General features: G+C 71.9%; 12 protein-coding genes. 6 read left to right on the plus strand and 6 right to left on the minus strand.

From position 1 onward, the window contains the following. Window positions 1-190: 190 nt before the first annotated feature. From ACFVS9_RS18755 to ACFVS9_RS18780, 6 genes are all read left to right on the plus strand, one after another. The gene (locus ACFVS9_RS18755; RefSeq protein ID WP_383113631.1) at window positions 191-1,744 is read left to right on the plus strand and encodes a potassium/proton antiporter; all 1,554 of its coding nucleotides are present in this window, start codon (window positions 191-193) and stop codon (window positions 1,742-1,744) included. A gap of 296 nt (window positions 1,745-2,040) precedes the next feature. After that, window positions 2,041-3,321: an MFS transporter gene (locus tag ACFVS9_RS18760; RefSeq protein ID WP_389933670.1), complete on the plus strand. Its 1,281-nt coding sequence runs from the start codon at window positions 2,041-2,043 to the stop codon at window positions 3,319-3,321. A 66-nt stretch (window positions 3,322-3,387) separates the two neighbouring features. After that, the gene (locus ACFVS9_RS18765) at window positions 3,388-3,726 is read left to right on the plus strand and encodes an FmdB family zinc ribbon protein (RefSeq protein WP_389933672.1); all 339 of its coding nucleotides are present in this window, start codon (window positions 3,388-3,390) and stop codon (window positions 3,724-3,726) included. An 89-nt stretch (window positions 3,727-3,815) separates the two neighbouring features. Beyond that, window positions 3,816-4,688, plus strand: coding sequence for an S-methyl-5'-thioadenosine phosphorylase (locus ACFVS9_RS18770; protein WP_389933675.1), 873 nt, complete (start codon window positions 3,816-3,818; stop codon window positions 4,686-4,688). Between the two features lie 904 nt (window positions 4,689-5,592). Beyond that, complete coding sequence (locus ACFVS9_RS18775; protein ID WP_389933678.1) at window positions 5,593-6,153, plus strand: RcpC/CpaB family pilus assembly protein; 561 nt, start codon at window positions 5,593-5,595, stop codon at window positions 6,151-6,153. A 131-nt stretch (window positions 6,154-6,284) separates the two neighbouring features. Then, the gene (locus tag ACFVS9_RS18780) at window positions 6,285-6,746 is read left to right on the plus strand and encodes an MscL family protein (protein WP_389933680.1); all 462 of its coding nucleotides are present in this window, start codon (window positions 6,285-6,287) and stop codon (window positions 6,744-6,746) included. 29 nt (window positions 6,747-6,775) lie between these two features. Here the strand turns inward: ACFVS9_RS18780 and ACFVS9_RS18785 are convergent, their stop codons facing one another. The 6 genes from ACFVS9_RS18785 to ACFVS9_RS18810 are packed head-to-tail and all read right to left on the minus strand — an operon-like array spanning window position 6,776 to window position 12,206. Beyond that, on the minus strand, window positions 6,776-6,994 hold the full coding sequence (locus tag ACFVS9_RS18785; RefSeq protein WP_383113625.1) for a hypothetical protein: 219 nt from the start codon (window positions 6,992-6,994) through the stop codon (window positions 6,776-6,778). Window positions 6,995-7,015: 21 nt separating this feature from the next. Further along, window positions 7,016-7,420 (minus strand): hypothetical protein, encoded by a 405-nt coding sequence (locus ACFVS9_RS18790; protein ID WP_383113624.1) that lies wholly within the window; start codon window positions 7,418-7,420, stop codon window positions 7,016-7,018. After that, on the minus strand, window positions 7,417-8,109 hold the full coding sequence (locus tag ACFVS9_RS18795; RefSeq protein WP_383113623.1) for a ubiquinol-cytochrome c reductase iron-sulfur subunit: 693 nt from the start codon (window positions 8,107-8,109) through the stop codon (window positions 7,417-7,419). Before ACFVS9_RS18795 ends, ACFVS9_RS18790 begins: the two co-directional genes overlap by 4 nt. Next, window positions 8,106-8,708: a 4Fe-4S dicluster domain-containing protein gene (locus ACFVS9_RS18800; RefSeq protein WP_389933683.1), complete on the minus strand. Its 603-nt coding sequence runs from the start codon at window positions 8,706-8,708 to the stop codon at window positions 8,106-8,108. Before ACFVS9_RS18800 ends, ACFVS9_RS18795 begins: the two co-directional genes overlap by 4 nt. Window positions 8,709-8,715: 7 nt before the next feature. Then, window positions 8,716-11,040: a molybdopterin oxidoreductase family protein gene (locus ACFVS9_RS18805; protein ID WP_389933686.1), complete on the minus strand. Its 2,325-nt coding sequence runs from the start codon at window positions 11,038-11,040 to the stop codon at window positions 8,716-8,718. Beyond that, on the minus strand, window positions 11,037-12,206 hold the full coding sequence (locus ACFVS9_RS18810; RefSeq protein ID WP_389933689.1) for an MFS transporter: 1,170 nt from the start codon (window positions 12,204-12,206) through the stop codon (window positions 11,037-11,039). Before ACFVS9_RS18810 ends, ACFVS9_RS18805 begins: the two co-directional genes overlap by 4 nt. Window positions 12,207-12,317: the final 111 nt, after the last annotated feature.

Here is a 12,317-nt window from a genome sequence, read left to right on the forward strand (position 1 = left end):
TGCATCCATTTGCGCACCGGTTCGCACGAACACTCGAAGGCGTCAAGAAAGCGTTAAAGATTAGGTAAGGTAACGAAGTACTGGCCGCCGGAGGCCGATCCGGAAGGCGTACGCAGGGAAGGAACGGACCCTGACTGTCCACGCGCTCAACGAGCTCCTGCTCGTCTGCTCACTCGTCCTGCTGGTCGCCGTGGCGGCCGTCCGCATCTCGTCCCGCAGCGGGCTCCCCAGCCTGCTCCTGTACCTCGGCATCGGGATCGCCATGGGGCAGGACGGCATCTTCGACGTCAAGTTCGACAACGCCGAGCTGACCCAGGTGATCGGCTACGCCGCCCTGGTCGTCATCCTGGCCGAGGGCGGGCTGGGCACGAAGTGGAAAGAAGTGAAGCCCGCGCTTCCGGCGGCAGCCGTGCTCTCGACCGTCGGCGTGGGCATCAGTGTGGGCGTCACCGCGAGCGCGGCGCACTACCTCGTCGGCCTCGACTGGCGGCAGGCACTGATCATCGGCGCCGTCGTCTCCTCCACCGACGCCGCGGCGGTCTTCTCCGTACTGCGCAAGGTCCCGCTCCCCTCCCGCATCACCGGCGTCCTGGAGGCCGAGTCCGGCTTCAACGACGCCCCCGTGGTCATCCTGGTGGTGGCGTTCTCCGCCGTCGGCCCCGTGGAGCACTGGTACGTGCTGGTCGGCGAGATAGCCCTGGAGCTGGCCATCGGCGCCGCGATCGGCCTCGCTGTGGGATGGCTCGGGGCCTACGGCATCCGCCACGTGGCACTGCCCGCCTCCGGGCTCTACCCCATCGCCGTGATGGCCATCGCCGTGACCGCCTACGCGGCGGGCGCCATGGCCCACGGCAGTGGCTTCCTGGCCGTCTACCTGGCCGCGATGGTGCTCGGCAACTCCAAGCTCCCCCACTGGCCGGCCACCAGGGGCTTCGCCGACGGACTCGGCTGGCTGGCCCAGATCGGCATGTTCGTCCTGCTCGGCCTGCTGGTCACCCCGCACGACCTGATCGACGACTTCTGGCCCGCCGTGGTCGTGGGACTGGTCCTGACCGCCGTCGCCCGGCCGCTGTCGGTCTTCCTCAGCCTCGCGCCGTTCCGCCTGCCCAAACGCGAGATGACCCTGATGTCCTGGGCCGGACTGCGCGGGGCCGTCCCCATCATCCTGGCGACCATCCCCATGGTGTCCGGGATCGACGGCAGCACCCGGGTCTTCAACATCGTCTTCGTGCTCGTCATCGTCTACACGCTGATCCAGGGCCCCACGCTGCCCTGGCTGGCGAGGGCCCTGAAGATCGCCGAGGTCCCGTCCGAGACCGCGGACCTCGGCATCGAGTCGGCGCCTCTGGAGCGGCTGCGCGGCCACCTGCTCTCCGTCGCCGTCCCCGGCAGGTCCAAGATGCACGGCGTCGAGGTGGCGGAGCTCCGGCTGCCCGCGGGCGCCGCGGTCACCCTCGTCGTACGGGACGGGACGAGCTTCGTGCCCGCCCCCTCGACCGTGCTGCGGCGCGGGGACGAACTGCTGGTCGTCGCGACCGACCCGGTGCGCGACGCCACGGAGGCACGGCTGCGGGCGGTCGGCGAGGGCGGAAAGCTGGCCGGCTGGCTGGGCACGGGCGGCACGGCGCGGCAGGGCGCGGGCCCCGCGCCGGTGTCGCAGCTCCAGAAACCTCCCGGCAGGACGGCCAAGGGCGGCGAGGGCCGCCCGGGGGACAAGGCGGGCGGCAGACGCGCCCACCACTGACCGTGGACGGCGACAGGTCCCTGCCCGCATTCGCAGGTGTGCGCGGGCAGGGACCTGTAACATGAAGGACCGGATCTCTTGATCCACACGATTCGAACTTGATCGACCAACTCTGCCTGACGCAGAGCTGGCGCGACCGTATGGCGGTCGTGGCGCCTTCGCCTCTGGAGCGAGCGCCCGGCATCTACCGCAGTCCCGCGCGAAGAGGACAGCTCTCGGCAGCCCCCGCACGCTCCCGCACCCCGGTGCGGGCCGCCCCGGGAGCACGGCCACCAGGCGGCAGAAAGGCAAGGACCGTGGCGTCCACGGTCTCCGACCGCCCCGGTTACGGGCAGTTGCTGCGCACCCCGGGTGCGTGGACCTTCCTCCTCCCGGGCTTCGCCGCCCGGCAGCCCTTCGCGATGCTCACCATCGGCATCGTGCTGCTGGTGCAGCACACCACCGGCTCCTACGGCAGTGCGGGCGCCGTGGCCGCCTTCTCCGGGGTCTCCATGGCCCTGTTCGCCCCGCAGAGCGGCAGGCTCGCCGACCGGTTCGGCCAGCGGGCCGTGCTGCTGCCCGGTGTCCTGGTGCACGCGGTGTCCGTCGGCGCCCTCACCGCGCTCGCCCTGGCGGACGCGCCCCTGTGGGCGCTGTTCCTGGCCGCGGTGCCCACGGGGGCCTCCATTCCCCAGGTGGGGCCCATGGTGCGGGCCCGCTGGGCCGCCCGGCTCGACGCCGCGCCGGGGCGCCCGGCCTCCCCGCTGATGGCCACGGCCGCCGCCTTCGAGTCCGTGACGGACGAATTCACCTTCGTCATCGGGCCGGTGCTCGCGACGGCGCTGTGCACCGGCGTGCACCCGGCGGCCGGGCTGGTCGCCGAGGGGGCGCTGACACTGATCGGCGGCGTACTGTTCGCCGCCCAGCGCTCCACCCAGCCCGCCCCCAGGGGCGCCGCGACGGCGGCCGAACCGCACCGCTCAGCGCTCTCCGTGCCCGGCGTCCGGGTCCTCGCGGTCTCCTTCCTGGGCATCGGCGCCGTCTTCGGCGGCATGCAGGTCTCCCTGACGGCGTTCTCGGAGGAGATCGGCCGCCCCGGCGTGAACGGGCTGCTGTACGGGATCTTCGCGGCCGGCAACATGCTCGCCGGTATCGCCTGCGGTGCCATCGCGTGGAAGAGCGGCCCGCGCCGTCGGCTGATCGTCGGCTACGCGGCCCTGACACTGACCGCGTCCGGCCTCTGGGCCGTGCACTCCGTACCGCTGCTGGCGGGACTCGGACTCCTGGTCGGACTGTGCATCGCCCCCGCGCTGATCAGCGGTTACACCCTCGTCGACGCGCTGGTGCCCGCGTCCGCGAGGACCGAGGCCTTCACCTGGCTGACCGGCGCGGTGGCGCTCGGCCAGGCGGCCGCCGTCACCGTGGCCGGCCAGCTCGCCGACGCCCACGGCGCGAGTACGGGTTTCCTGGTGCCCCTGACCGGTACGGTGCTGGCCCTGGCGACCCTGCTCGCCCTGCGTTCACGCCTGACACCGCCGCCCGCGGGACGGACCGTGGCGCGTGGGATCGGTCACCGCGAGCCGGTCACGGTGGACTGATCGCTCGGAATACGTCAGTATGGAACGTCGTTAGCACTCACTGAGTGAGAGTGCCAGGAGGAGCAAGTGCCGACCTATCAGTACCAGTGCACCGAGTGTGGCGAGGGCCTCGAAGCGGTGCAGAAGTTCACCGATGATGCCCTGACCGTGTGCCCGAACTGCGAGGGACGCCTGAAGAAGGTGTTCTCGGCCGTCGGCATCGTCTTCAAGGGATCCGGTTTCTACCGGAACGACAGCCGCGGCTCCTCGTCGAGCAGCACGCCGGCCACGTCGTCCTCCAAGACGTCCGACTCGTCCACCGGGTCGTCCTCGTCGAAGCCGGACGCCAAGCCGGCCGCTTCGACGCCGTCGTCGACCTCCTCCTCGGCTTCCTCCACGTCGTCGAGCGGTACGTCGGCCGCCTGAGGCCGCCCGCGGAACCCACACGTCCCACCCGGACCCCGCCGATCGACTCGGCGGGGTCCCGGTCGTGCGCGCCCGGTTAGTGTGACCGCATGGTGAACGCGGAGACGGACATGGGAACGGGCGCGGAGACGGCCGAGGCCGACATCGGTGTCATCGGCGGATCGGGTTTCTACTCCTTCCTCGACGAGGTGACCGAGGTCGAGGTGGACACCCCCTACGGGCCGCCGAGCGACTCCCTCTTCCTCGGCGAACTGGCGGGCCGCCGGGTGGCCTTCCTCCCCCGCCACGGCCGCGGCCACCACCTCCCGCCGCACCGGATCAACTACCGCGCCAACCTGTGGGCCCTGCGTTCCGTCGGCGTACGCCAGGTACTGGGCCCCTGCGCCGTCGGCGGCCTGCGCCCGGAGTACGGACCGGGCACCCTGCTCGTCCCCGACCAGATGGTCGACCGCACCAAGGCCCGCGTCCAGACGTTCTACGACGGCGAGCGCCGGGGCGACGGCGCCGAGCCGAAGGTGGTGCACCTGGGCTTCGCCGACCCGTACTGCCCCGAGGGGCGCAAGGCGGCCCTGGCTGCGGCGCGGGGACGTGACTGGGAGCCGGTGGACGGCGGAACCCTGGTCGTGGTCGAGGGCCCGCGCTTCTCGACCCGCGCGGAGTCCCGCTGGCACGCGGCGATGGGCTGGTCGGTCGTGGGGATGACGGGACACCCGGAGGCAGTGCTCGCCCGTGAACTGAACCTCTGCTACACGACACTGACGCTGGTGACGGACCTCGACGCGGGGGCCGAGGCCGGCGAGGGCGTGAGCCACACGGAGGTGCTGGAGGTCTTCGCGGCCAACGTGGACCGGATGCGGTCGGTGCTCTTCGACGCGGTGGCCGCGCTGCCGGCGGACGGGGACCGCGACTGCGTCTGCGCACACGCGCTGGACGGGATCGACACGGGGATCGACCTGCCGTAACGGAGCGCCCGGCCCCTCGTCACACGGGACGCGCACGCCTCCGGCGCGGTCGGGCTGCGAGCGGGCGCGCCGGCCTGAGAGCGGGACGGCCCGGCGCGCGGCGGGGCGGGCGAGATGCGGCTCCGCGCGGGGCGGGTTGGGTTTGGCTTCGCGCGGGCACGGGTCGGGTTCGGGCTCGGGCGGGCGGGTCCGGTTTAGCTTCGCGCGGGCACGGGGCGGAGTCGGCCCAGCTCGGCGCGAGCGGGGGCGGGGCGGTTCGGGCTCGCGCGGGCGGGGTTCGGTTCGGGCTCAGGCAGGCGGGGTTGGGCTTCGCACAGGTCGGGTCAGGTTTGGCTTCGCGCGGGCGGGTTCGGGCTCGCGCGGGCGGGGCGGTTCGGTCTCGGGCAGGCAGGGTTGGGCTTCGCACTGGCGCGAGTCGAGTTCGCTTCGGGCTCGGGCGGGCCGGGTCCGGTCCGGCTTCGTGCGGGCGGGGCGGTTTGGCCTCGCGCGGGCACAAGTCGGGTTCGGTTCGAGCTCGGGCGGGCCGGGTCCGGATCGGCTTCGCTCGGGCCCGGAGGTCCGGCCCACCTCCCGCTCCCGCGCACCGGCTGGTCGCCCAGCTCCCGCATACGGACGGGCCGCCCAGCTCCCTCACGCGGACGCCCGGTCCAACTCAAGTGCACGGGCGGACGGTCCAACCCAACCGGACGGGCAGCCGGTCCTCGACGCACACGGACGGCTGGTCCTTCCCACGCACACGGACGGCTGGTCCTTCTCATGCGTACGGGTGGCCGGGTTGTCCACATCGTGCGGGTTGTCCACAGGGGCGAGCGGAGTTTTCGCGGAGGGGGAATCGTGAGGGGAGTTCGGCGGGTCCGTTCCGCTGATCTCCTCTCAGATTCTCGTCCGACAGGTGGTGTTGGCCATGTTCCCTTCGGTGCCCGATGCACGTCCCGCTCCTCCCGCGCCCTGCGGGGTCCCGCCCTTCGGACCCCTGCGGGTGAGGGGCGGCGGTGCCCGACGGATCCGGCGGGCGCTGCGCGGCCAGCGCCGGGCACTGGCCGCGGGATTCGCTCTGGCCTGCGCCGTGCTGGCCGTCTCGGGGCCGGGGGGCGGCAAGGGAGCCGTCGCGGTCGCCGGGGGCTCACCACCGGGCTCCGAAGGGCGCGCCGTCCGGCTGGTGTCCGCTCCGGTGCGGATCTCCGACGCCGCGACGGTCGGGCTGCTGCGGCCCGGCGACCGTGTCGACGTGATCGCCGCGGTCGACGGGGAGACCGACGCCAGGGTGGTGGCACGCGATGTCCGGGTGGCCGAGGTCCCGCGCGGTGCGGGTGGCCACGAGGCCTCGTTCCCGGAGGCCGTCGGCGGGGCGGGCCCCGGCAGCGGCGCCCTGGTGGTCCTGTCCGTCGAGCGGGACACGGCGGCGGCGCTGGCCGGTGCCGGTGCCGCGGGACGGCTGGCGGTGGCGGTGTCCCATGCCGAATAGAACAGGTATCGCCTCGACTCACCCGTCGGAGGTACCCGATTGGACAGTGAGGTCCCCTGCCGCCTTAGGTGGCGCCCTATGCGGCGGGGCGGTTCGCTCCTCTGACGGCACGCCCAGAGGAAGGCTCACGCGTGAGCGAGCAGAAGACCGGCCTGCTGGAGGGGTTCAAAGCCTTCCTGACGCGCGGCAATGTGATCGACCTGGCGGTCGCCGTCGTCATCGGCGCCGCCTTCACGAACGTGGTGAACGCGGTCGTGAAGGGACTCATCAATCCGGTGGTCGGCGCCTTCGGCACCCAGGACCTGGAGAAGTACACGTCCTGCCTCCAGGGCCCCTGCGCGGTGGACCCGGGGACGGGCAGGACGGAGGGCATCGAGATCCTGTGGGGCTCGGTGCTGAGCGCGGCCCTCAGCTTCCTGATCACCGGGGCCGTCGTCTATTTCCTGATGGTCCTGCCGATGGCGAAGTACCTCGCCAGGCGCGCGGCCGCCCAGGCGGCGAAGGAGGGCGTGCGGGAGACGCTGGAGGTGAGCGAGCTGGAGGTACTGAAGGAGATCCGGGACGTGCTCGTCGCCCAGCGGGGGCAGGCGTAGCCCATCGGGTCCGCCCCCGGCCGAGACGGTCAGATGTGGTGGGGCGGCTTCTCGTCCAGGAAGCGCGAGAGGTCCGCAGCGCCTCCGGCGGGAGCCCGCTCACCCCACCCCCGGTCCGTGTCGTCCGAGGACTGCCGGTCCAGCGGATCGTCGAAGATCAGAGCCGGCGGCTTCGGCCTGGACTCCTGGGGCGGCCGCTGCTGCGGCGGCTTCGATTCTCGCGGTCCGGGGGCGGGGGCGGTACTCATACCTCCAGGGTACGGCTGAGCTCAGCGGTCCTTCGGGTCCAGCAGCCACAACCCCAGCACGACGAGGAACGACAGGCACAGGAAGCCGGCACCCCACCAGGCCGTTCCCGTGTCGCCCTCCATCCACAGGTTGACGACCTCCGTGAGGGCCCACAGCTGACCGATGACGACGCTCATCGCCAGCACGAGCCGGGCGGTGAGTTTCGCGGACCGCTCGGGTTCCTGCTCCGAGCCCGCACCGGGCCCGGGGCCGGTGTGGCGCACACGCGGGTCGGCGTAGCCGCTGGTGGGCCGGATCTGGGGGTAGCGCTCGTGGACGGGCCGGTTCAGCTCGGCGCGCGCGCTGCCCGGGTGGTAGTCGGGATACGCCTGCCCGGGAGAGCCGGGGGGCCGTGGTGGTTCGACGGGGTCCAGGGGCTCGGTCATGACCGTGTCCCCGTGGCCGTGGCGTCGGAGGGCGCGGGCGGCGCCTCGGCCCCGCCTTTCGTACCGGGGCAGCCGATGCGTGCGGCGAGGTCGGGGCGCTCGTCGCGGAGCTGGCGGCACAGCCCCTCCTCGATGCTCTCCCCCGAGCGGGTGGTGCCGACGGCCCAGATGCTCCCGTCCTCCAGCTCGGTCAGCGCCACCTTGGGCAGGCCTCGGGGAGGCGGGCCGGCGGTGACCTCACCGGTGCGGGCGTCGAAGACTCCCTCGTGGCAGGGGCAGTAGAGCTCGCCCTCCGCGCCCCGGTCCTTGCGCCAGAGCACGGCGCAGGCCAGATGGGTGCAGACCGCGGAGTAGCCGACGAGTGTGCCGTCGTTCATCCGTACGGCGACCGCCCGGTCCTCCTCGCCGGGGTAGCGGAAGGCGAGGGACTCGCCGGGCGGCAGCTGGGCGGCGATCCGCTTCGGGGCCGGCGCCTTCCCGTTCTCCGTCTCGCCGTGCCGGTGGAGGATGCCGCCCGCCACGGCGAGACCGCCCACGGCGAGGCCGCCGGAGACGGTGGCGACGATCCGGAGGTAGTCGCGCCGGGTGGTCAGGGAGTCCGCGGCGATCCTGTCGTGGAGCGCTTCCCTGGGGTCGCTCCCGGAGCCGTGGCCGGGGCCGGACGGCTGCGGCTGCTCGGTGACGCTCATCGGCGGACGTCCTTCCCGTTGATCTCGACGACGGGGAGACCGCCGGGTACGGGCCACTGGACCCGCTCCGCGGGCACGACCATGGCCACTCCGGTCCGGACCTCGCTCTGGCCGAAGACGAAGGTGTCGGCGACCTGCACACCGGGGCGTTCCGCCTGGAGCTCCTCGACGGTGCCGTAGAAGAGGGCGCCGGTCGGGCAGACCGTGGCGCACATGGGAGCGAGCCCGTAGGCGGTGCGGTCGTAGCAGAGGTTGCACTTCATCTGCAGCTTCGCCTGGAGGTCGATCTTCGGGACGCCGAAGGGGCAGGCGTTCACACAGTTGGCGCAGCCGATGCAGCGGGTGGTGTCGGCCTGCTGCACGACACCGTCGGCGGTGACCAGGATCGCGTCGGCCGGACAGACCTCGGCGCAGGGAGCCACCGGGTCCTCGCAGTGCATACAGACCGTGGGAAGGGAGGCGACGGATGAGCCCTCGTCGGTGTAGTCGAGGTGGATCATGGATTTACCGCGGTGGGAGTCGCATTCCCGGCAGGCGGAGACGCAGGCCTGGCAGCCGATGCAGCGCCCCGGGTCGATGAAGATCGTTCTGCCCATCATCCGGGCATCAGCCCCTTTCCGAGGTGCCGCGGCCCTGGGGGGCCGTGGGCGGCAGCGGGTCGGTACGGGAGACCTGGGTCTCGGGGTAGGCGACGTGGCCGGGCGCCACCGGGGGCGCGGGGACCTCGTCGATCGCTCCGGCGTGCTCGATGCGGCAGGCGCAGACCTTGTACTCGGGGATCTTGGAGCGGGGGTCGAGGGCGTCGATGGTCAGTGCGTTGGCCGCGGTGGGGACGGGCCAGTGGTAGGGGATGAACACCGTGTCGGGCCGGATCGCCTCGGTGACCAGGGCGGGGAAGACCTCGCTGCCCCGCCGGGTGACGACACGGACGGGTTCGCCGTTGCGGAATCCGTGGGAGGGGTGGACCTCGGCCCAGGGGCGGGGGGTCTGTTCGACGAGCGCGCCCAGCCGGCGGGTCTGGTTGCCGGAGAGGAAGTGGGCGACGGTGCGGCCCGTGGTCAGCGTCATCGGGTGGTCGTCGTCGTACGGGTCCGCGGGCGGGTGCCATTCGACGACCTGCATGTGGATCCTGCCGTCGGCGTGGTAGGTCGTGCCGTCCTCGAACAGCCGGGGGGTGCCGGGGTGGTCGGTGGACGGGCAGGGCCAGGAGATCCCGCCGGTCTCCTCGAGCCGTTCGTAGGTGATGCCGGAGTAGTCGATGATGGTGCCCGCGGAGGCCCTGCGGAGTTCGTCGAAGACCTCGCGGGAGCCGCTGAACGCGAATTTGTCCCCGGCCCCGAGGCGGCGGGCGATCTCGCACATCACCCAGGTGTCGGTCCGTACGCCGGAGGGCGGTTCCTGCGCCTTGTTGTGCTTGACGACCCGGGCCTCGGCGTTGGCCATCACTCCTTCGTCCTCGGCCCAGATGGTGACGGGGAAGACGACGTGCGCGTTGGCGGCGGTCTCGGAGAGGAAGAAGTCGAACTGGGCGTGGAACTCGGTCGTGTCGTATCCCTCCTTGACCACGGCGTAGTTGGGGAGGGAGACGAACGGGTTGTTGCAGATGCCGATGAGGCCCCGGATCTCACGGCGCTGCATCTGCCAGACCATTTCCATCATCGAGGTTCCGGCGGCGGGGAGTTCGGACTCCTCGATGCCCCACACCTCGCAGATCTGCCGGCGGTGTTCCTCGTTGAGGATGGAGCGCCCGCCGGGGAGGAGGTCGGCCTTCTGGCCGTGTTCGCGCCCTCCCTGGCCGTTGCCCTGCCCGGTGAGGGTGCCGTAGCCGGCGCCGGGTTTGCCGATGTGGCCCGTGGCGGCGCAGAGGTTGATGACGCTGAGGCAGTTCTCGACGCCCTGCGTGTGGTGCTCGATACCCCGGGCGTGGAAGGCCATGGCCTTCGGGGCGCGGGCGAAGGCGCGGGCGACCTGCACGATCTGCTCGGCGGGGATCCCGCAGATCGCGGCGGCCCGGGACGGGGGGTACTGGGCGACGTTGGCCTTGACCTCCTCCCAGCCCGAGGCGTGGGCGGCGAGGTAGGCCTCGTCGGTGAGGCCCTCCTCGATGACCACGTTCAGCACCGAGTTGAAGAAGGCCGAGTCGGTGCCGGACTTGAGCGCGACGTGGATGTCGGCGGTGCGCGCGACCGCCGTCTCACGCGGGTCGATCACGATCAGGGTGGCGCCGCGGTCCCGGGCCCCCCAGACGTACTGCGTCAGCACGGGGAAGCACTCGCCGACGTTGGCCCCGGCGAGCAGGAGGCAGTCGGTGAGCAGGATGTCGGAGAAGGGGTTGCCGGCCCGGTCGATGTTGAAGGCGAGCTTGTTGGCACCGGCGGCGCTCACCATGCAGAGCCGGCCGTTGTAGTCGACGTGCCGGGTCTTCAGCGCCACCCGGGCGAACTTCCCGACCAGGTAGGTCTTCTCCGAGAAGAGGCTGGCCCCGCCGAGCACGCCGAAGGCGTCGCGCCCGTGGGCCTGCTGGATGCGCCGGATCTCGGAGACGGTGAAGTCGAGCGCCTCGTCCCAGGAGACCTCCCGCAGTTCCTCGTCGCGGGAGCGGCGCATGAGGGGGGCGGTGAGCCGGTCCGGGTGGTTGACCTGCTGGTAGGCGTTGATGCCCTTGGGGCAGAGCCGCATGCGGTTGATGTCGTGGTTGCGGGGCTCCACACCGAAGACCTTGCCGCCGTGGTCCACCCGGAGGTACATCCCGCACTGGACCCCGCAGAAGCAGCAGTGGGTCGGGACGAGCGTCTCGCCGTTCTGGTCGGCGTGCCACCGGTCGGCCGGGATGCCGCCCGCGTCCCGGAATCCGCGGGTGCCCGGCGGGGCGAGGGAGGGGTCGAGGGGGACGACCGTACGGCCGTCGGCTGCGCGTGGGTCCGCGGTCACTTGAAGCCCTTCTTGACCTGGGTGAGATAGGCGTTGCCGCGCAGTACCCGCTTGCAGCGGGGGCAGTACTCGGCCCACGCGTCGAAGCCGAGTTCGAGGTCCTGCATGGTGCCGCGCAGGTTCTTGACGTACGGCCCGGTGTCGATGGGTTCCTCGCAGCGCCGGCAGGCGAAGACCTCGTCGTCCTGGCGGTCGGTGTACTTGAAGAGCTGCATGCCGACCGCTGCCGGGCGCTGCACGATGTGGAAGAACTTCCCGAAGGGGATGTAGATGAGGGTGAAGACCACCGCGACCATGTGGAGGACCGCGAGGAACTGGTAGCCGCCGCCGTGCAGGAAGATCGAGGAGAAGGTGAGCAGCAGGCCGGTCACCGAGATGATGATCAGGGCGAGCAGCGGCACCATGTCGTAGGCGAACCGCTGCCCGGTGATGGCCCCGCGGTCCTTCATGCGGCGCCAGAGGAAGTAGCCCGCGCCGGGGATGACCAGGACAGCGGCGATGTCCAGGCCGTGGAACATCAGCCAGCCGATGAAGTTCAGGGAGTCGAAGCCGAGGATCTTGACGCCCCAGAGGCGCATCTCGTAGCCGGGCCCCGAGCCGCTGCCCGAGGTGAAGGTGAACCAGCCCCAGGTCAGCGGGAAGGTGATCAGGGCGGCGAGGACGCAGCCCCAGAAGATGAGCTGGTGGGCGGCCCAGCGGGCGTGGGAACGGGCTCCGAGGAACTTCTGGAAGCCCAGATAGGTCGCGGCCATCTTCGGCAGGGCGGTGGGTGCCCTGCGGAAGTTCTCGGCCGAGAACAGGCTGCCCCAGCCCTTCCTGAAGAGCCGTCGGGCGCCGGGGGCGGAGACCCAGACCGTGTAGCGGTAGGCGACGCCGAAGGCCAGGAAGACGGTGGCGACGGAGTACGGCAGCAGCGCGGAGTCGAAGTCGTGCAGCAGGCGGCTGCCGAGGACGATCGCGAGGATCAGCAGGCCGGACACGACGGCGCCGGCCAGGGTCGCACGGCCCGGGACCGATCGCGGGAGGCTCTGGACGGCCCGCTCGGCGACGGAGCGCCCCTTGCCGGTCAGCCGGCCGCCCGGCCCGCCGGAGGCGCCGGACGTGCCGGTGCGGGCACCGGGCTCGGACTGCTCGGCTGCGGCGGGCGGTTCTGGTGGCTCGGTCACCCGGCCACCGTAGGACCAGAATAGGCGTTCGGTCCCGTTATGTACCCCTACGGTGTAGTGGCGTCGCCCGAGTGGCCCGCGTACCGGCGAGCCGTGACCGGCCTCCGTCCT

It is taken from the genome of Streptomyces sp. NPDC058008 (assembly GCF_042886395.1).
Lineage (GTDB): Bacteria > Actinomycetota > Actinomycetes > Streptomycetales > Streptomycetaceae > Streptomyces.